The sequence below is a fragment of the Frigoribacterium sp. CFBP 8759 genome, assembly GCF_014841655.1.
Taxonomy (GTDB): domain Bacteria; phylum Actinomycetota; class Actinomycetes; order Actinomycetales; family Microbacteriaceae; genus Frigoribacterium.
The window spans coordinates 553,822-573,669 of the sequence record NZ_JACYUH010000002.1; the positions used below are offsets into that span (position 1 = coordinate 553,822).

Genomic DNA, 19,848 nt, shown 5'->3' on the forward strand with positions numbered 1-19,848 from the left:
CAGCGTTGCGGAAGCCGATCCCTTCTCACACCTCAGGTGGCCATCGTGTTGACCTTCATCCTGCAGATCCGATCCATGGCGGGCGGATACCCCGAGATCTACCTCTTCGCCGCCTACAGCGCCCTCATCTGGGTGCTCTGGATCATCAAGGTCCTGCTCTCCCGCCGCTACCGCCCCTTCACGGGCGAGTTCCGCGGCACGACCAGCGTCGTCGTCCCCGTCGTGGACGAACCGCTCGACCTCTTCCGGGACGTCATCGGCCGCATGGTCGAACAGGGTCCCGGCGAGATCATCGTCGTCATCAACGGCAAGCCCAACCCCGAGCTCGCCGCCGTCTGCGAGGAGTTCGGGCCGCTCGTCCGGTGGGTGCACACGCCGATCCCGGGCAAGCGCAACGCCGTCATGATCGGCACCGAGCTCAGCCGGGGAGACATCACCGTCCTGGTCGACTCCGACACGGTCTGGACGCCGGGCACCCTCTCCGAGCTGCTCCGTCCGTTCGCCCAGGAGAACGTCGGGGGAGTCACCACCCGCCAGCGCATCCTCGAGCCCGAGCGCAGCTGGATCACGCGGTGGGCCGACTGGCTCGAGAACTCCCGTGCCCTCTACTCGATGCCGGCGCAGAGCGTGCTGGGGCAGATCGGCTGCCTGCCGGGCCGCACCATCGCCTTCCGCCGCGAGATCCTCGTCCGGGTCATGGACAAGTTCATGACGGAGAAGTTCATGGGCGTGTTCCTCGAGGTCAGTGACGACCGCACCCTGACGAACCTCACGCTCAAGGAGGGCTACCGCACCGTCTACCAGCACACCAGCCTCGTCTACACGGACGCCCCGCTCCAGGTCAAGAAGCTCTACAAGCAGCAGCTGCGCTGGGCTCGCGGGAGCCAGTACAACACCCTCCGCATGATGCCGTGGATGGTCGGGCACGCCCCGCTCCTCGCGTTCTTCTTCGCCATGGACATCGTGCTGCCCTTCATGCTCATGGGCGTCATCGGCGGCTGGATCTACCGGGGGATCACCGGCCAGGGCGTGAACCTGTACCGCGGCATCCTCGAGGAGTACGGCGTGCAGACCGGCCTCATCAGCATCGTCGTCCTCATGGTGGTCTCGTCGGTGCTCAGCATGTCGATCCGTCAGATGCGCCACCTGGCCGAGAAGCCCTCGGACTTCTTCCGCCTCCCGGTGTTCATCATCGTGTCGACGTTCTTCCTCATGCCCATCCGGGTCATCGGCTTCTTCCGCATGGGTCACGCCAGCGGTTGGGGCACCCGGGCCGGGGCCTACGCAGGAGGCGCGGCGAACGACGAGATGCAGGGTGCGCTCGACGAGGTGGCCGAGGAGGCCCCCATCGACGCCCTCGAACGGCAGTTCCGCGACGGCGTCGACCCGGGGGTCGACACGCTCTTCGACTTCGGCTCGACTGCCGACGAGACGGACGAACAGGGTGCGGTCCTCGTCCGGAGCCGCAAGGCGGCCCTGGCCGCCGAGGCCGACGGCGCGACCACGCCGGCACCGGTGGCCGCCGTGGCCACCGCCACCGCGCCTCCTCGTCGTCGCCTCAACCCCAAAGCCGGGTTCCCGTACCTGATCGGCGCCGCCATCATCGCCCTGGAGGTCTTCTTCATTGTCTGACTCGACGCAGGACTTCGTCACTCCCGTCCACATGCATTCCGGCGCCTGGTGGGCCACCTCGCACGGCAACGCCCGACGCACGGCGCTCGGCGCCACCGCCGTGGTGGTGTTGCTCGCGATGATCTCGTGGCTCATCTGGGTCTCGCCGTCCGACAACATCGTCCGCAGTGCCGTCACCGAGGTCACGGGCGTCGACCCGTCCATCAACGTCTCGTCGCTCAAGGCGGACCGGTCCGCCTTGCTCGACCAGCTGGTCTCCGCGAAGAAGCAGCTCGCCGAGAGCAAGGCCGCCCTGGCCGACGTGCAGCAGCAGGCCTGGACGTCCGAGGGACAGCTGACCGCGGCGCAGGCGAAGCTCGCCTCCGCCGAGTCGGCGCTGGCCCAGGCACAGACCGCCGCGGAGTCGGGGGGCGCGGGCACCGGGTCGGGCGCCGCAGGCACCGCCGGCGGTCGGGGGACCGGCGCGTCGTCCGGCTCCGGGTCGGGCGGCACGGGGTCGAACGGATCGACCGGAGGCGGCGCCACGGGCCCCGTCACGGTCGAGACGCCGTCCCTCGCCTCGATCATCGACCCCGACTCGCGGTACTTCGGGCTCTTCACGGACCAGGCGCCGTTCAACTGGGCGACCTACGACGCGCAGGAGGCGGCGGTCGGTTCCGAGGCCAACATGGTCGGGTACTTCCAGGGTTTCGACCAGGAGTTCCGTGCCGACGCCGTCCGCTCGTCCTGGTCGCGGGGCAAGCTGCCCGTCCTGACGTGGGAGTCGCAGCCGATCAAGGCCGGCAACAACGAGCCCGAACAGCCCGACTACAGCCTGACGAAGATCATCGACGGCAGCTTCGACTCGTACCTGACCACCTACGCCGACGACATCGTGGCCAACGGCATGCCGCTGGCCCTGCGGTTCGACCACGAGATGAACGGCACCTGGTACCCCTGGAGCACCGACTACGGCAACAGCAAGGGCGCCGTCAACGGCAACGGTCCCGCGGACTACGTGAAGGCCTGGCAGCACGTCCACGACCTGTTCGAGCGGCAGGGTGCGAACGACCTGGTCGCCTGGATCTGGGCGCCCACGCGGGTCGACCGTCTGGCCACGGGCAAGACGGGCGGGAGCAACCACACCACGGAGGCCTTCCTGGCGACCCTCTACCCGGGCCCCGAGTACGTCGACATCGTGGGCATGTCGGGCTACTACCGCCCGCCGTACGACGACAAGTCCAAGCCGACCTTCGACAGCACCTTCGGGGCCACCCTGAAGCAGCTCCGGGCGATCGCACCGGGCAAGAACATCCTGCTCGCCGAGATCGGCGCCAGCGAGACGGGTGGCTCGTCGGATCCGACGGCCACGAGCGAGAAGGCGCAGTGGTTCAACTCGCTGTTCGCCGCGCTGGCCGATCCGGCGAACGCGGACATCATCGGCTTCTCGTACTTCGACCTCGTCGCCACCACGGTCGTGGACGGGGTGCGGTCGACCAACGACTGGCGCCTCACGTCCCGGTCCGACAGCCTCGCCGCCTTCACCGCGGGGATCACCCGACGCGACGTCGGTTACGACCTGCAGCCGTCGCCGTGACGACAGCCACCACCTTCCCCTTCTCCCGCCTCTTCCCCATCCCCAGGAGCGCATCATGAAGAAAGACGCCACCACCCCCGAGTCCGCCGTCGCCGCGACGGGGGCCGACGCCACCTCGGTGAAGCCCCGAATCAGCGTCATCGGCACCGGCTACCTCGGCGCCACGCACGCGGCGGCCATGGCCGAGATGGGCTTCGACGTCATCGGGGTCGACACCGACCCCGCCAAGGTCGCCGCCCTGGCCGAGGGGCGCGTGCCGTTCTTCGAGCCCGGCCTGCCCGAACTCATCCTCGAGCACGTGGGTACCGGTCGACTCTCCTTCACCACCGACCTCGCCGAGGCCGTGGCCCTGTCGGACGTGCACTTCATCTGCGTCGGCACGCCGCAGCGCCGGGGGAGTCACGCCGCGAACCTCTCGTACGTCGAGGAGGCGACCCGCAACGTCGCCGCCGCCCTGAGCCACGACGGCCTCATCGTCGGCAAGTCGACCGTCCCGGTCGGAACGGCGGCGCACCTGCGCGAGATCGTGGCGGGCGTCGTCCCCGCCGGTGTCTCGGCCGACCTCGTCTGGAACCCCGAGTTCCTCCGCGAGGGCCATGCCGTCGAGGACACGCTGCGTCCCGACCGCATCGTCTTCGGCGGCACCGACGTCCGCACCGAGGCCCTGATGCGTGAGGTCTACGCCCTGCCGATCGCCACGGGCACGCCCGTCATCTCGTGCGACCTGCCGACCGCCGAACTCGTCAAGGTCAGCGCCAACGCGTTCCTCGCGACGAAGATCTCGTTCATCAACGCCATCAGCGAGTTGTGCGAGGCGGCCGGTGCCAACGTCTCGACCCTCGCCGACGCGCTGGGCTTCGACGACCGCATCGGACGCAAGTTCCTGAACGCGGGGCTCGGCTTCGGCGGCGGGTGCCTGCCGAAGGACATCCGTGCCCTGATGTTCCGGGCCAACGAGCTGTCCGCCCACCGCGTCGTCGGGCTCATGCAACAGGTCGACGAGATCAACATGGCCCAGCGCCAGCGGGTCATCGACCAGGCGATCGACGCCTGCGGCGGCTCCGTGCTCAACCGGCGCATCGCGGTGCTCGGGGCGGCGTTCAAGCCGCACACCGACGACGTGCGCGACTCGCCGGCCCTCAACGTCGCGGCGGCCCTGCACCTCCGGGGCGCCCAGGTGCTCGTCGTCGACCCCGAGGCCACGCAGACGGCCCAGCGGAGCTTCCCGACGCTGTCGTTCGCGGACTCGGCCGCCGAGGCCGTGACGGACGCCGACGCGGTGCTGCTCCTCACCGAGTGGCCCGAGTTCGTCGGGGCGGACGCGGCCGGGCTCGCCGAGCTCGCCGCCAACCCCGTGGTGATCGACGCGCGCAACGTGCTCGACGCCGAGGTCTGGTCGGCCGCCGGCTGGGAGGTCCGTCCGCTGGGCGGCCGTCGCACGCCGGCCCAGCGTCGTGTGCTGACGCCGACCGCCGTACCCGCCTGACCGGATCGTCGGGCACGGGCTGACGGGCCGCCTCCCTCGGGAGGCGGCCCGTCCTGCGTGCGCCCCCGCGCCTCCTGGTCCGGGGTGACCCAGAGGAGGCGCGGGTCGTCACCCCGAGGACCGCTGCGGCGGCGACGCGAGAGGCCCGCACCCCCTGGGGGGATGCGGGCCTTTCGTGGTGCGACGGCGTCAGACGCCGAAGTACAGCTCGAACTCGAAGGGGTGAGGACGCTGCGCCATGGGCAGGATCTCCTTCTCGCGCTTGTAGGCGATCCAGGTCTCGATGAGGTCCTCGGTGAACACGTTGCCCTTGGTCAGGAACTCGTGGTCGGCCTCGAGCGCGTCGAGCGCACCCTCGAGCGACGCGGGCACCTGCGGGATGTTCTTCGCCTCCTCGGGCGGCAGCTCGTAGAGGTCCTTGTCGACCGGCTCGTGCGGCTCGATGCGGTTCTGGATGCCGTCGAGGCCGGCCATCAGCTGCGCGGCGAACGCCAGGTACGGGTTCGAGGCGGCGTCGGGGACGCGGAACTCGATGCGCTTGGCCTTCGGGTTCGTGCCGGTGATCGGGATGCGGATGGCCGCCGAACGGTTGCCGGCCGAGTACACCAGGTTCACGGGCGCCTCGAAGCCCGGGATCAGACGGTGGTACGAGTTGATCGACGGGTTCGTGAAGGCGAGGACGGCGGGAGCGTGCTTGAGCAGGCCACCGATGTACCAGCGGGCGAGGTCGGACAGGCCGCCGTAGCCGTTCTCGTCGTAGAACAGCGGCTTGCCGTCGTTCCAGAGCGATTGGTGGGTGTGCATGCCCGAGCCGTTGTCGCCGAAGAGGGGCTTCGGCATGAAGGTCGCGACCTTGCCCCACTGCTCGGCGGTGTTCTTGACGATGTACTTGAACTTGAGGATGTCGTCCGCGGCGTGGACCATCGTGTCGAACTTGTAGTTGATCTCCTGCTGGCCGCCGGTGCCCACCTCGTGGTGCGCACGCTCGAGCTCGAGGCCCGAGTCGATCAGCTTGAGGCTGATGTCGTCGCGCAGGTCGGCCGTCTTGTCGACGGGGCTGACGGGGAAGTAGCCGCCCTTGTACGCCGTCTTGTTGGCGAGGTTCCCGCCCTCTTCGACGCGGCCGGTGTTCCAGGCGCCCTCTTCGGAGTCGACGCTGTAGAAGCTGGCGTTCTGCTTCACCTCGTAGCGGACGTCGTCGAAGATGTAGAACTCCGCCTCGGGGGCGAAGAAGGCGGTGTCGGCGATGCCGGTCGACGCGAGGTACTTCTCGGCCTTCTTGGCGACCTGGCGCGGGTCACGGCTGTACAGCTCGCCGTTGCGCGGGTTGAAGATGTCGAACACGAGGACGAGCGTGCGCTCGGCGCGGAACGGGTCGACGTACCCGGTCGTGACGTCGGGGATGAGCTGCATGTCCGACTCGTGGATCGAGGCGAAGCCCCGGATGGAGGACCCGTCGAAGAGCTGTCCGACGGAGAAGAACTCCTCGTCGACCGTGGAGGCGGGGATGTTGAAGTGCTGCTGGACACCGGGAAGATCGGTGAAGCGGATGTCAAGGAACTTGACGTCGGTGTCCTTGATGAACTTCAGCACCTCGGAAGAATCAGTGAACATCTAGATGTCTCTCCAATGGGCTTGGAACGGATCGGATGCGGGACGCAGCCTCCGTCGAGGCTACGGAGGGGCCGTTTCGCTGCGGTGTCCCTGATGTTTCGGGCATGTTACGGCTCGGCCCGTCGGTAGGCTCGATGCATGCCCGATCGCACCGCGCCTCCTTCCCGTCCCGCCTCCGTGGGCGGCCCCGACGACGGCGCGCAACGCTGGCCGGGCGAGCGTCTCGGGCTGCCCGAGAAGGGGCCGCGCTCCGTGGCCCGACTCGGACGGCGCGTGGCGGGGCTCGCCGTCGACTGGGCGATCGCCTACGCCGTCGCCGCACTCTTCTTCGGCGGTGAGGGCCTGGCGATCACCGGGGTCTTCCTGCTGATGCAGATCCTGTTCCTGGTGCTCTTCGGCGGCACCCTCGGGCACCTCGCCCTGGGCATGCGCCTCGTGCCGATGGCGGGCGGTCGCATCGGCGTCGGCCGGCCGGTCCTGCGGTCGGTGCTGCTCGTGCTCGTCATCCCGGCCGTCGTCTGGGACCTCGACCAGCGCGGGCTGCACGATCGCGTCGCCGGGACGCTGCTCGTCCGCGTCTGAGGCATCCGTCCCGCACGCACGACGGCGCCCCTCCTGATCGGAGGGGCGCCGTCGTCACGTCGCGTCGAGGCGGGGGTCGCCGGGTCAGCGCGGACGGCCCGACCGCACCTTGAAGGGGTCGACACCCTTGGGGATGGGCAGGCCGTTCTGGCCGAGGGACTGGAGGCGGTTGCTGACGGCCAGCACCTCGTTGCGGTTGATGGACGACTTGAGCTTGTTCATGCGTCCGGCGAGCTTGTGGAGGGGCACGGAGTCGGCATCGGGGCCGACGTTCAGCACGTGGACCGGCACGTTCGGCAGGATGCGCGTGACCTTGCGACGCTCTTCGTCGACGAGTCGGCGGGTCTGGCCGGCGCCGCCCTCGGCGATGAGCACCACGCCCGGCCGGCCGACCGCGCGGTACACCGCGGCCTGACTGCGCCCCTGGACGGCGACGGGCATCTCGGCGGCACGCCACGCACGACGCAGGCCGCTCTTCATGACGGCACCGACGGCACCCGGCTGCCCCTCGATCTGCGAGTAGGCCGCGCGCTCGGCCTTACGACCCAGCACGATCAGCAGCAGCAGGAACCCGAGCATGACGCCGACGACGATGTAGAGCACCAGCGCGAGCACGTTGCCACCCGTGAGCAGCAGCGCCGCGGCCACGCCGAGCAGCACGGGCACGAAGAACGCCAGCAGCATCATCGGCAGCGCCGTCTTGTCGACGCGGCGGGTCATCTGGAAGACCTGCCACATCTGCTTGAAACGGCCGGGTTCCTTCGGCGGTTTCGGGGACGTGTTCTCGGGAGACGTGCGTCGAGCCATGTGCACCAGGATACGGGGTCGGCGGTCCCGACGAATCCTCCCCAGGGACTCCGGTCCGTCGCCGGTCGACAGGGCCCCCCGGCGCGAGGGCGCCGACGACCACCGGACGACACCATCGCCTCATGACGAACGAGTCGATCGGCCCCTACCGCGTGCTCTCCCGGCGCCTCGACGGCGGGGTGGAGCGCATCCTCGCCGAGGCACCCGACGGCTCACGCGTCGTGCTCAGGAGGCGCGGGTCGCGTCCGGCCGGACGCTCTCCCGTCGCCGAGGCGGTCGCCTTCTCCCGGGCGGACCACGCCCACGTCGCCACCCTCGTCGACGTGGTGACGGACCCGTCCGGCGAGGTCGTGCTCGTCTTCGCGGACGTCGGCGGCGACCCACTCGCCTCGTGGCTGGCCGCCCGCGGTCGACCCGAGACCGGGGAGGTCATCACCCTCATCGTCCCCGTGCTCGGCGCCATCCAGCATCTGGCCCGTCGGGGCACGGCCGTGCATGCGCTGGACGTCGACGACGTCGAGATCGACGCCCGCGGGGCACCCGTCCTGGTCGGCGTCCATCCTGTGGACGCGGGGTCGGATGCGGGGCCGGACGCCGAGCGCACCTCGCTGCCCGTGGCGGCGGAGTTCGCCCGGGCCCTGGTCGAGCGGGCGGTGCGACCGGCCTCGCGATCCTCGCCGCCGGTCCTGGACTCGACGAGCTTCGAGTCCCTCGTCGAATCGGTCTTCGACCTCGGCGAGGCTGTCCCGCTCTCGAGTGTCGACGCCGTGGTCGAGGGCGACGAGGTCCCCCAGGGCGAACGCGTCGAGTCGGTCGCAGCGGACGAACGGGTCATTCCGGGCTGGCTCGCCCTCCTGCCCGAGTCGGAGGCGATCGACCGGGTGATCGCGGGCGTGGCCGACCTCCGCCCACGGCGGCTGGTCGACGCCCTGCGAGCCGTCCGTCGGCGATACCGGCTGCTCGCGGCCGCGGGCGTCGTCGTCGCCGGGGTGGCTCTCGTCCTCGGACCGGCCGCCTCGGGACGTGATGACGTTCCACGTCAGGACGGACCGTCCGACGGGGTGGGTCCGGTCGCGCCCGGGTCCGAGTCGTCGGCGCCGGTGAGCCCGTCCGGCGACTCCGCGGACACCCGCACGCCTGCACCCGCTCGGACGGGCGGGGCGGTGACGCCCGGCGAGGTCGAAGCCCTGGTGGGGGGCGACGATGCCGGTGCGGCCGCCGAGGTGCTCCTGCAGGCACGGCTGACGTGCCTGCGCGACGTCACGCCGAGTTGTCTCGACGCCGTCGATCAACCCGGTTCGCCGATCGCTCTCCGGGACGCCGACGTGCTCGACGACCCCTCGCTCGCCGCGGCGGCGACGGTCCCTCTCGAGCTCACGGGACGAATGTCACGAACCGGGGGGACGGTGTTCTTCGAGGCGACGGGCCCGCACGGCGAAACGGCCTCGGTCCTCATGATGAGGACCGAGGCCGGTTGGCGGCTTCGCGACGTGATCGTCGATCGGTGAGGCCGGTCGGGCCTCACGCGAGGGGCGTCAGATGCCGAGCTTGGACGTGAAGTCCCCGCCCTCGAGGCGCTCCTTGACGGCGACCAGGAAGCGCGCCGCGTCGGCGCCGTCGACGATGCGGTGGTCGTACGACAGGGCCAGGTAGACCATCGACCGGATGGCGATGGACTCCGAACCGTCGGCCTTGATGACCACGGGGCGCTTGACGACGATGCCGGTGCCGAGGATGGCCACCTGTGGAAGGAAGACCACGGGGGTGTCGAACAGGGCGCCGCGCGACCCCGTATTGGTGACGGTGAAGGTGCCACCGGCCAGCTCGTCGGGCTTCAGCTTGTTGTCACGCGTGCGCTGCGCGAGGTCGGCGATCTGGCCGGCGATGCCCGCGAGGTCGAGGTCCGAGGCGTTCTTGATGACCGGCGTCAGCAGGCCGCGCTCCGTGTCGACCGCCATGGCAACGTGCTCGTGGTCGGGGTAGACGATCGAGTCACCGTCGACGGTGGCGTTCAGCTTCGGGTGCGCCTTGAGCGCCTCGGCGGCCGCCAGGGTGAAGAACGGCAGGAAGGACAGCTTGTTGCCGGTCTTCTCGAGGAAGGCACCCTTGTTGGCGTCGCGGAAGGCCGCGACCTTGGTGACGTCGACCTCGACCACGCTGGTGAGTTGGGCCATGGCCTGCATCGACTGGACCGCACGCTCGGCGACGACCTTGCGGAGGCGCGACATCGGAACGGTCGTGCCGCGCAACGGCGACACCTCGATCGGGGCGGGACCGGAGGAGGCCGGCGCCGAGGTCGTCGAGGTCGCGGCGGCTTCGGCGGCGGCGAGGACGTCCTCCTTGCGGATGCGACCGCCGACGCCACTGCCGGACAGGGTCGAGATGTCGACACCCTTCTCGTTCGCCAGCTTGCGGACGAGCGGGGTGACGTAACCGACCGGCGCACCGCTGCTCGGGGCCGGCGTGGCGGGTGCCGACGTCTCGGACGAGCCCGTGGCGGGCGACGGCGTCGGTGCCGACGGGGCCGGCTGCTCGCTGCTGGGCCGGGCGGCCTGGGGCTGTGCGGCGGCCGGCTGCTGGCCGGCGGCGTCCTGCTGTGCGCCGTCCTGCTGGGCGGCGGGCGCGGGGTCCACCGCGGGGGCGGGCTCGGGCGCGCTGGCGGCGGAGTCCTCGCCCGGGGCAGGGGCCGCGGACGACGGGAGCTCGGGTTCCTCGGCCTCCGGCTCGGCGGGTGCCGAGGGTGCCTGTTCCGGCTCTGCGGCGGCTTCCGGTTCGTCCGCCGGCGACTCGGAGGCGCTGCCGTCTCCGATGCGGACGAGGGCCGTGCCCACCTCGACGGTCTCGTCCTCGGCGACGAGGATCTCCTCGATCACGCCGGCGACGGGCGAAGGGATCTCGGTGTCGACCTTGTCGGTCGAGACCTCGAGCAGCGGCTCGTCGACCTCGACGCGGTCACCGACGTTCTTCAACCAGCGGGTGACCGTACCCTCGGTGACACTCTCTCCGAGTGCCGGGAGGTTGACGGATTCGCTCATCTGTGGGGCTCCTTTGACGACATGTGTGTCTGTGGTTGCTGTGGTGGTGGTGCGGGCCCCTGCTGAGCAGGAGCGATGGTGCCAGGGATCTACATCGCGTGAAGCGGCTTGCCCGCGAGGGCCAGCATGGCTTCGCCGAGGGCTTCGTTCTGCGTGGGGTGCGCGTGGATCAGGGGAGCGACGTCCTCCGGGTAGGCCTCCCAGTTGACGGCGAGCTGTGCCTCACCGATCAGTTCGCCGACACGTGCGCCGATCATGTGCACGCCCACGACGGGACCGTCGACGACGCGGACCACCTTGACCGAGCCGCTCGTCCCGATGATGTGGCTCTTGCCGTTGCCCGCGAGGTTGTAGTCGTAGCTGGTGACCTTGTCGGCGCCGTACTGGTCGGCGGCCTTGACCTCGGTCAGGCCGACGGATGCGACCTCGGGGTCGGAGTAGGTGACCTTGGGGATGTTCACGTCGGAGATCACCTGCGGCTTGAGGCCGGCGATCTCTTCCGCGACGAAGATGCCGTGCTGGAAGCTGCGGTGCGCGAGCTGCAGGCCGGGCACGATGTCGCCCAGGGCATAGACGCCGGGCACGTTCGTCGCGAGACGTTCGTTCGTCAGGACGAAACCGCGGTCCATCGTGATGCCGACCTCTTCGTAGCCGAGACCGGCGGTCGACGGGCCACGGCCGACGGCGACGAGCATGAGGTCGGCGTCGAACGTCTTGCCGTCCTCGAGGGTGACGACGACGCCGTCGTCGTTCTGCTCGACTCCCTGGAACCGGACGCCCAGCGAGAAGGCGATGCCGCGCTTGCGGAACGCGCGCTCGAACTGCTTCGAGATCGACTCCTCCTCGTTGGGGACGAGGTGCGGCAGGGCCTCGACGATGGTCACGTCGACGCCGAAGCTCTTCCAGACGCTGGCGAACTCGACGCCGATGACGCCGCCGCCGAGGATGACGACCTTGTTCGGCACGTGGTCGAGCGCGAGGGCGTGCTCGCTGGTGATGACCTTGCCGCCGATCTCGAGACCGGGGAGGCTCCGCGAGTACGAACCCGTCGCGAGCACGACGTTCTTGGCCTTGAGCGTGGTCTCGCCGACCTGGACGGTCGAGGGCGACGTGAGCTTGCCCTCGCCCTCGACGGTCGTGATGCCACGGGCCTTGACGAGCCCCTGGAGACCCTTGTACTTGCTGGCGACGATGCCCTCGCGGTACGAGGTCACGGCGGCGATGTCGATGCCGTGGAAATCGGTGTTGACGCCGTACTTGGCGGATTCGCGCGACACGTCGGCCACCTCGGCCGAGTGCAACAGCGCCTTGGTGGGGATGCAGCCTCGGTGGAGGCACGTGCCCCCGACCTTGTCCTTCTCGACGAGTGCGACGCTCAGGCCCAACTCGCTCGCTCGCAGCGCTGCGGCGTATCCGCCGCTCCCGCCACCGAGCACCACCAGGTCAAAATTCTGTTCCGACACCCAGCAACTCCCTCGTGCGTCCGCGGTGCCCCGACGCCGAGGCGGGGCCGTCGCGGTGGCGACGACGCCCGTCCCCGAACCGACCGCACCGTTCGGCGGCGTCGTCGTGACGCGCGTCGGAGGATGCTCTCGGGGGACCGATCTCAGCGGGTTTCTCCCGCCCCCTCGACCCTACTACGCAGCAGAAAACTTGTCGGCCAGCTCGATCAGGGTACGGACGGTCACGCCCGTCGAGCCCTTGGCCGTGTAGCCGTAGCCGCCGCCCTTGTTGTTTGACGGACCGGCGATGTCGAGGTGGGCCCAGGGGATCGGCGTCGTCGTGCCCTCCCGCGAGCCGACGAACTCGTTGAGGAAGACGCCGGCGAGCAGCATGCCTGCGGCCGTGTTGCCCGGGGTCGCGTTCACGAGGTCGGCCACGTCGGAGTTCAGGCGCGCGCGGAGTTCGGAGGCCAGCGGCATGCGCCAGAAGGTCTCGCCGGCCGTGTCGGCGAGCGACACGATCTCGGACGCGAGGTCGTCGTTGCCCATGACGCCGACGTAGCGCATGCCCAGGGCGACGACCTGGGCACCCGTGAGGGTGGCCACGTCGACGATGGCGTCGGGCTGCTCGTCGCTCGCCGCGACCAACCCGTCCGCCATGACCAGGCGGCCCTCGGCGTCGGTGTTCGTCACCTCGACGGTCGTGCCGCCCTTGATGGTGAGGACGTCGTCGGGTCGAATCGCCGTGCCGCTCGGCATGTTCTCGGCGATGCAGAGCCAGGCGGTCAGCCGCACGGGGAGCCGCAGCTTGGCCACGGCCACCGTCACGGCGAGGACCGTGGCGGCCCCCGTCATGTCGTCCTTCATGCCGAGCATGCTCCCGGCGGGCTTGAGGGACAACCCGCCCGTGTCGTACGTGATGCCCTTGCCGACCAGGGCGAGGTGCTTGGCGGCTCCGGCGGGGGAGTACTCGACCTTGACGAGTCGGGGACCGCGGCTCGAGCCCTGGCCGACGCCGAGGATGCCCCCGTACCCGCCGTCACGGAGGCCGTCCTCGTCGAGCACGGTCACCGAGAGGGCGTCGTCCGACGCGTGCGCGACGGCGAAGTCGGCGAGTGCCTGGGGGTACATCTGCTGCGGGGGAGTCGTGGCGAGGTCACGGACGGTGTGCACCGCCTCGGCCACCACGGCGGCACGGTCGAGGACGGACTCCTGGACCTCCGTGGCCGTCGCGAGGGCGATGTCGCGAGCGTGTCGACGGGTGTCGGACGCAGAGGAGTGCCGGAACGCGTCGAACTCGTACGAGGCGATCGCGGCGCCCTCGAGGGCGGCCAGTGCGTCGGCGGCGTCGCCCACGGGCAGGGCCAGGACGACCCGGTCGACGGCCGTGAGCTGACGGACGGCCGAGCCGGCGGCGTAGCGCAGGCTCTCGGCCGTGACGGCGTCGCCCAGGCCGACCAGCGCCACGATGGTGGCCGCGACGCCGGACGCGGGGACCTTGACGAGTTCGTCCCGCGCGCCCGTCACACCGAGGGCGGCGAAGGACTCGGCGAGCCCCGGGACCTCGAGGGTCGGCTCGGGACCGTCGGCCCCCTTCACCACTCCGACGACGAGGACGTCGGCCTCGGCGGTGATCGGATCGGACGGCAGGACGGAGAGGGTGGCGACGGTCATCCATCCATCGTATCCACCGTGGTGTTCGCTCTCGGCACGTGGTCGCGGGCCCTCCTGGCGACGACCGGTGCCTAGCATGGAGACCATGCACGACCCCGCAGCTCTCTACGACTTCACCCCCGACGCCGACGGCGTGCCCGAGGGCCTCCCGCTCGTCGCCGGACTCACCGGGTTCGCCGACGCGGGCTCGGCGGTGAGCCAGCTCGCGGAGTACGTCCTCGACACCCTCGACCACACCCTCGTGGCGACGTTCGACGCCGACGAGCTCCTCGACTACCGGGCCCGTCGCCCGACCTTCACGTTCGACCAGGACCACATCTCCGAGATCGAGCCGTCGACCCTCTCCCTCTACCTCGTCCACGACGACCTCGGTCAGCGGTTCCTCCTCCTGGCGGGCTTCGAACCCGACTTCCAGTGGCAGCGCTTCACCGCGGCCGTCGTGCAGCTCGTCGAGCGCTACCGCGTCTCGACCACGACCTGGGTGCACTCGATCCCGATGCCCGTGCCCCACACCCGTCCCATCGGCGTGACGGTCAGCGGCAACCGGTCCGACCTGGTCGAGGCGATGTCCGTCTGGAAGCCCGTGACCCAGGCCCCCGCCAACGCTCTGCACCTCGTCGAACACCGGCTCGGCGAGACGGGTCACCCCACGGCGGGCTTCGTCCTGCTCGTCCCGCACTACCTGGCCGACACCGAGTTCCCCGACGCCGCCGTGGCGGCGCTGTCGAGCATCAGTGCCGCGACGGGTCTGATCTTCCCGACCGACCGCCTCCGCGAAGAGGGTCGTGACTTCATGGTCAAGGTCGACGAGCAGGTCGCCGGCAACCACGAGCTCTCGCGCCTGGTCGCCACGCTCGAGGAACGTCACGACACCTACATGCAGGGAAACCCGCTGCCGTCGCCGTTGACCGACCAGGACGGCCAGGTGCCCACGGCCGACGCACTCGCGGCCGAACTCGAGAAGTTCCTCGCCACCCGGCGGGTCGACGGCGAGGGCGACGACCGCGCCTGACCGGCACCGCACCTCCCGGGTCCGTTCCGATCCGCGGACGCGGGAGGCGCGGGCCGGCGGCCGGCGCCCGGTCGGCTAGGGTCACGGGGTGAACTCCGCACGCGCCTGGGTCGTCTGGGGCGCCGCCGTCTTCGCGTACGTCGTCGCCGTCCTGCAGCGGTCGTCGCTCGGCGTCTCCGGCGTCGAGGCCCAGCAGCTCTTCGGCGTCTCGGCCTCCACCCTGTCGACCCTGGCCGTCGTCCAACTCGTCGTCTACGCCGGGCTGCAGATCCCGGTCGGCGTCCTGCTCGACCGGGTGGGGCCCAAGAGGCTCATCGTCGCAGGGGCCGTCCTGCTGGCGGCGGGCCAGCTGGTCGTGGCGCTCTCGCCCCCGACGATCGGCGTGGCCGTCGTGGGCCGCGTGCTCGTCGGCGCCGGCGACGCGATGACCTTCATCTCGGTGATCCGTCTGCTGCCCTCGTGGTTCCGTGGTCCGATCCTGCCGCAGGTGTCGCAGTGGACCGGCAACGTCGGACAACTGGGTCAGGTGCTGTCGGCCGTGCCGCTGTCGATCGTCCTGCACGGGGCGGGGTGGGGCCCGGCCTTCCTCAGCGCGGCGTCGTTGTCGGTCGTGGCCGCCGTGGTGGTGCTCCTGGTCGTGAAGGAGTCGCCGACCGGTCGCGTCCGCTCCGAGACGGTCGTCAGTTGGGCCGACGCGGGGCGACAGCTCGGACAGAGCGTCCGGCGTCCCGGTACCCGGCTGGGGTTCTGGTCGCACTTCGTGACGCAGTCGTCGGGCACGGTCTTCAGCCTGCTGTGGGGCGTTCCCCTGTTGGTGGGCGGTCTGGGCTTCACGACCGCCGAGGCCTCGGGCATGCTCTCCCTCCTCGTGCTGTCCGGTGTCGTGGCGGGGCCGGTCCTCGGGGTGCTGGTCGCCCGGTACCCGATGCGACGCTCCAACCTGGTCCTCGGCATCGTCACGGTGCTGGCCGTGGTCTGGACGACGCTGCTCGCGTGGCCGGGGACACCCCCGCACTGGCTCGCCTACGTGCTCGTGGTCGTGCTCGGAGTGGGCGGGCCCGGTTCCCTGATCGGCTTCGACTTCGCGCGGACCTTCAACCCGCTTCGCAGCCTCGGCGTGGCCAACGGGGTGGTCAACGTCGGTGGCTTCCTGGCGAGCTTCGTGATGATGTTCCTCATCGGCGTCGTGCTCGATCGACTCGATGCCGCCCGCATCGCCTCGGGCCAGCCGAGCGACCTCTTCGCGTTCGAGTCGTTCCGCATCGCGCTGCTCGTGCAGTACGTGGTGATCGGCGGTGGCGTGGTGGCTCTGCTCGTCGAGCGTCGGCGCACCCGCCGGGGCCTGCGGCTGGAGGAAGGAATAGAGGTGGCGCCGCTCTGGGTTGCCCTCAACAAGAGATGGCATGCCGCACGCACCCGGGCCCGGAGGGGACCGACCGCCTGAGGTCGCCCTTGTCGCTCGGCACCGGTCGGACGTGCAATAATGGGATACGGACCCGTTCATGTCCATCGATCGAGTTACCGCGTCGACGTCGTCGACGCGCATTCGATCGAGGACTTGACATGGGTCCTAGTACTGCCCGAATTCGGCCGACGCCCAGTGCCGGTCGACGTCCCCACCGGCGCACGTGAACGCGACGATCGCGTCCGGTCCGGAACGTACCGAGAACTGAAAGGTGTTCGCATGGCTACACGAAGCAAGGCGACCACGGCCCCCGACGAGGCCGTGACCGACGACACGGCCGTCGAGGCCGAGACCACGGCTCCTCCCGCCAAGAAGGCGCCGGCCAAGAGGGCTCCCGCCAAGAAGGCGGCGACGAAGGCTCCGGCCAAGACCGCCGCGGCCAAGAAGGCCGCCGCAGCCGAACCCGCCGACGACGAGGTCGACGCCGAGGCCGCGGTCGACCCGGCTGCCGCCGACGACGCGGACGGCGAGGGCGCCAAGCCCGTCCCCGAGATCCTCCCCACCGGCGCGCTCGTCATCTCGCAGGACGACGACGACGAGATGCCCGTCTACTCGACGACGATCACGGGTGCGACGGCCGACCCCGTCAAGGACTACCTGAAGCAGATCGGCAAGGTCGCCCTGTTGAACGCGGCCGAAGAGGTCGAGCTCGCCATGCGGATCGAGGCGGGTCTCTTCGCCGACGACAAGCTCGCGAACAGCACCGGCCTGAGCCGCGAGCTCGAGCGTGAGCTGCGCTGGGTGTCGCGCGACGGTCAGCGGGCCAAGAGCCACCTGCTCGGTGCCAACCTCCGACTCGTGGTCAGCCTCGCCAAGCGTTACACGGGCCGTGGCATGCAGTTCCTCGACCTGATCCAAGAGGGAAACCTCGGCTTGATCCGCGCCGTCGAGAAGTTCGACTACACCAAGGGCTTCAAGTTCTCCACCTACGCCACCTGGTGGATCCGTCAGGCCATCACGCGGGCCATGGCGGACCAGGCTCGCACCATCCGCATCCCGGTGCACATGGTCGAGGTCATCAACAAGCTCGCCCGTGTCCAGCGTCAGATGCTGCAAGACCTGGGACGCGAGCCCACGCCCGAAGAGCTCTCGCGTGAACTCGACATGACGCCCGAGAAGGTCGTCGAGGTCCAGAAGTACGGCCGCGAGCCCATCTCGCTCCACACGCCCCTGGGTGAGGACGGCGACAGCGAGTTCGGCGACCTCATCGAGGACACCGAGGCCGTCGTGCCGGCCGACGCCGTCGGGTTCACGATGCTGCAGAAACAGCTCGAATCGCTGCTCGACAGCCTGTCCGAGCGCGAGGCCGGTGTCATCCGCATGCGCTTCGGGCTCGGTGACGGCATGCCGAAGACCCTCGACCAGATCGGTGACACGTTCGGCGTGACGCGCGAGCGCATCCGCCAGATCGAGTCCAAGACGATGGCGAAACTTCGCCACCCGTCGCGTTCACAGTCGCTCCGCGACTACCTCGAGTAGGCCCGTGCGTTACCTGGTCCCCGTGCTGGCCGGCCGTCTCGTCCGGGCGGTCGCCCGGTTGCGTGGTGGCGGGTCGGCGTACCCGGGGCAGACGGTCCTGAAGCTCGCGCCCGACTTCCTCACCCATGTGTCGTCCCAGTTCGATCGCGGCGTCGTGTTCGTGCTCGGGTCGAACGGCAAGTCGACGACCACGATGATGCTCACCGAGACGCTTCGTGCCCACGGGTTGAAGGTGTTCACGAACCCCACGGGTGCCAACCTCCCGCAGGGCATCGCGTCGGCCTTCCTCCGTGAGGTGACGCCCTTCGGTCGCGTCCGTGACGACATCGGGGTCATCGAGGTCGACGAGGCCTTCGCGGTCGAGTTGACGAAGTCCCTGCACCCCTCCACGGTGCTCATGCTCAACGTGCAGGTCGACCAGTTGTACCGGTTCTTCGAGACCGAGCGGGTCGGCACGATGATGACCGACACCGCCGCCGAGGCGACGGTCGCGGTCGTCACGAACCGCGACGACCAGCACCTCGGCCCCTACCAGCCGGTCGGTCGCCAGACGGTGACCCGGTTCGGCGCTTCCTCCGAGGTCGTCTCCGCGTCACCCAACGGCCTGCAGAACGCGCACGACTTCAGGCGTGAGGCCGACTCCTCGTTGACCGCGGAGACCGAGGTGACCGCACTCACGGGCACCGGTGCCACCATCACGGTCTCGGGCACTCCGATCGACGTCCGGCTGCCGGCCCGTGGTCTCCACTACGCGGTCGACGCGGCAGCGGCGCTCCAGACGGCCTCGGTCGTCCTGGGGCACCCGGTCGACCCGGCCGCCGTCCGGCGGGCGTTCGAGAGCATGAAGCCGGCCTACGGCCGTGGTGAGCGCATGTCCCTCGGCGCCGACGAAGCCGAGTTCATCATGTTCAAGAACGCGGCGAGCCTCCAGATGAACCTCGACGCACTCCCGCAGGGTGTCGAGCAGGTCATGTTGGCCATCGACGAGGGCACGCCCGACATCTCGTGGATCTACGACATCGATTTCTCGCACCTCGACCACGTCGACGTCCTCGCCGGCGCGAAGGCCTGGCAGTTGGCCTTGAGGCTCGAGCACGAGGGCATCCCGGTCCACGTGATCGAAGAAGACATCTCGAAGGCCATCCGTCTGATGCGAGCCCTTCCGTCCCCGAGCGACAAGACGAAGCACTTCGTGACGAACTACGAGCAGATGATGCTGGCCCGTCGCATCCTCGGCCACCCCGACCTGGAGAAGACCGCGTGAGCGACGACGTCCTCCGAATCGTCCACCTCTACCCGGAAGAGCTCGGCGTGAGCGGCGATCGGGGCAACGTGACGTCGCTCTCGGTGCGCGCGAACCGGGCCGGGATCGACAGCCGCGTGCTCGAGTACCGCGTGGGCGACGACGTGCCGACCGTCGCCGACGTGGTCGTCGTGGGGCACGGCCCCCTGTCCGGCGTGCGAGCCGTCGCCGCCGACGCTCGCCGCCTCGCGCCGACGCTCGAGTCGTTCGCGGCGTCCGGGGTGCCGGTCGTGGCGGTGGGGGGCGGTCTCGAGCTCCTCAGTCGGGGCGTCGAGGACGTCGACGGGGCGACGGTCGAGGGAGTCGGTTTCTTCGACGCCGTGGTCCGCCGCGGGGCTCCGCGACGGACGAACTACCTGCAGGTGACGACCGACTACCAGGGCGACGAGGTCACCCTCTTCGGTTTCGAGGATCATGCCGCGCATCTCGAACTCGGCGTGGACGCGGAGCCCTTCGGGACCGTCGTCCACGGAGGCGGGAACGGTGACGGGCGCGAGGGCGTCCGACGCGGGGTCTCCTTCGGCACGCAGCTGAAGGGCCCGGTCCTGCCGCTCAACCCCGCCCTCACCGACCGGGTGCTCCGCGTCGCCCTGAGCCGCCGGATGATCTCCTACTCGGCAGGCCCCGGGCACGCGAAGCTCGACGAGTACGCCGCCGCGTCGCAGAAGGTCATCGCCGACAACCTCGAGCGTTCGTTCAAGGCCATGTGACGACGTCGGTCCGCAGACACGACGAAGGCCC

General features: G+C 70.0%; 15 protein-coding genes. 10 read left to right on the plus strand and 5 right to left on the minus strand.

Translation table 11 applies throughout. The annotated features are described in order from the left end of the window. Positions 1 to 45 precede the first annotated feature (45 nt). Genes IFT79_RS07890 through IFT79_RS07900 form a run of 3 tightly spaced genes read left to right on the plus strand, consistent with a single transcriptional unit; the run spans position 46 to position 4,694 of the window. Positions 46 to 1,632: a glycosyltransferase family 2 protein gene (locus IFT79_RS07890; RefSeq protein ID WP_123570783.1), complete on the plus strand. Its 1,587-nt coding sequence runs from the start codon at positions 46 to 48 to the stop codon at positions 1,630 to 1,632. Then, the gene (locus IFT79_RS07895) at positions 1,625 to 3,208 is read left to right on the plus strand and encodes a glycoside hydrolase family 26 protein (RefSeq protein ID WP_192123576.1); all 1,584 of its coding nucleotides are present in this window, start codon (positions 1,625 to 1,627) and stop codon (positions 3,206 to 3,208) included. Before IFT79_RS07890 ends, IFT79_RS07895 begins: the two co-directional genes overlap by 8 nt. A gap of 55 nt (positions 3,209 to 3,263) precedes the next feature. Further along, the gene (locus tag IFT79_RS07900) at positions 3,264 to 4,694 is read left to right on the plus strand and encodes a UDP-glucose dehydrogenase family protein (protein WP_159826509.1); all 1,431 of its coding nucleotides are present in this window, start codon (positions 3,264 to 3,266) and stop codon (positions 4,692 to 4,694) included. 189 nt (positions 4,695 to 4,883) lie between these two features. On the opposite strand, the gene glnA is transcribed toward IFT79_RS07900, so the two are convergent. After that, a complete protein-coding gene (gene glnA, locus IFT79_RS07905; protein ID WP_043592663.1) occupies positions 4,884 to 6,308 on the minus strand; it encodes a type I glutamate--ammonia ligase in 1,425 nt (474 codons plus the stop codon). A gap of 138 nt (positions 6,309 to 6,446) precedes the next feature. Here glnA and IFT79_RS07910 point away from each other — a divergent pair, with 138 nt between their 5' ends. After that, positions 6,447 to 6,890, plus strand: coding sequence for an RDD family protein (locus IFT79_RS07910; RefSeq protein ID WP_123570140.1), 444 nt, complete (start codon positions 6,447 to 6,449; stop codon positions 6,888 to 6,890). An 84-nt stretch (positions 6,891 to 6,974) separates the two neighbouring features. Here IFT79_RS07910 and IFT79_RS07915 read toward each other — a convergent pair whose 3' ends face one another. Next, the gene (locus IFT79_RS07915) at positions 6,975 to 7,697 is read right to left on the minus strand and encodes a DUF4191 domain-containing protein (protein WP_056045492.1); all 723 of its coding nucleotides are present in this window, start codon (positions 7,695 to 7,697) and stop codon (positions 6,975 to 6,977) included. 122 nt (positions 7,698 to 7,819) lie between these two features. Between IFT79_RS07915 and IFT79_RS07920 the strand changes: the two genes are divergently transcribed. Beyond that, on the plus strand, positions 7,820 to 9,205 hold the full coding sequence (locus tag IFT79_RS07920; RefSeq protein WP_192123578.1) for a hypothetical protein: 1,386 nt from the start codon (positions 7,820 to 7,822) through the stop codon (positions 9,203 to 9,205). A 27-nt stretch (positions 9,206 to 9,232) separates the two neighbouring features. Here IFT79_RS07920 and sucB read toward each other — a convergent pair whose 3' ends face one another. The 3 genes from sucB to IFT79_RS07935 form a co-directional block, all read right to left on the minus strand. Next, positions 9,233 to 10,732, minus strand: a complete 1,500-nt coding sequence (gene sucB / locus IFT79_RS07925) for a 2-oxoglutarate dehydrogenase, E2 component, dihydrolipoamide succinyltransferase (protein ID WP_192123580.1) — start codon at positions 10,730 to 10,732, stop codon at positions 9,233 to 9,235. An 89-nt stretch (positions 10,733 to 10,821) separates the two neighbouring features. Continuing rightward, positions 10,822 to 12,195, minus strand: coding sequence for a dihydrolipoyl dehydrogenase (gene lpdA, locus IFT79_RS07930; RefSeq protein ID WP_159826512.1), 1,374 nt, complete (start codon positions 12,193 to 12,195; stop codon positions 10,822 to 10,824). A gap of 174 nt (positions 12,196 to 12,369) precedes the next feature. Further along, on the minus strand, positions 12,370 to 13,848 hold the full coding sequence (locus tag IFT79_RS07935) for a leucyl aminopeptidase (protein WP_192123582.1): 1,479 nt from the start codon (positions 13,846 to 13,848) through the stop codon (positions 12,370 to 12,372). 85 nt (positions 13,849 to 13,933) lie between these two features. Here IFT79_RS07935 and IFT79_RS07940 point away from each other — a divergent pair, with 85 nt between their 5' ends. From IFT79_RS07940 to IFT79_RS07960, 5 genes are all read left to right on the plus strand, one after another. Next, entirely contained in the window at positions 13,934 to 14,860 is a 927-nt protein-coding gene (locus tag IFT79_RS07940) for a proteasome assembly chaperone family protein (protein WP_056047489.1), read from the plus strand. An 88-nt stretch (positions 14,861 to 14,948) separates the two neighbouring features. Continuing rightward, positions 14,949 to 16,304 carry an MFS transporter gene (locus IFT79_RS07945; protein ID WP_192123584.1) on the plus strand — a complete coding sequence of 452 codons (1,356 nt, stop codon included), beginning with the start codon at positions 14,949 to 14,951 and terminating at the stop codon, positions 16,302 to 16,304. Positions 16,305 to 16,544: 240 nt separating this feature from the next. After that, positions 16,545 to 17,804, plus strand: a complete 1,260-nt coding sequence (locus tag IFT79_RS07950) for an RNA polymerase sigma factor (protein ID WP_056047486.1) — start codon at positions 16,545 to 16,547, stop codon at positions 17,802 to 17,804. A 4-nt stretch (positions 17,805 to 17,808) separates the two neighbouring features. Then, complete coding sequence (locus IFT79_RS07955; RefSeq protein ID WP_056045474.1) at positions 17,809 to 19,068, plus strand: MurT ligase domain-containing protein; 1,260 nt, start codon at positions 17,809 to 17,811, stop codon at positions 19,066 to 19,068. Continuing rightward, complete coding sequence (locus tag IFT79_RS07960) at positions 19,065 to 19,817, plus strand: hypothetical protein (protein ID WP_192123587.1); 753 nt, start codon at positions 19,065 to 19,067, stop codon at positions 19,815 to 19,817. Before IFT79_RS07955 ends, IFT79_RS07960 begins: the two co-directional genes overlap by 4 nt. The last annotated feature ends 31 nt before the right edge of the window (positions 19,818 to 19,848 follow it).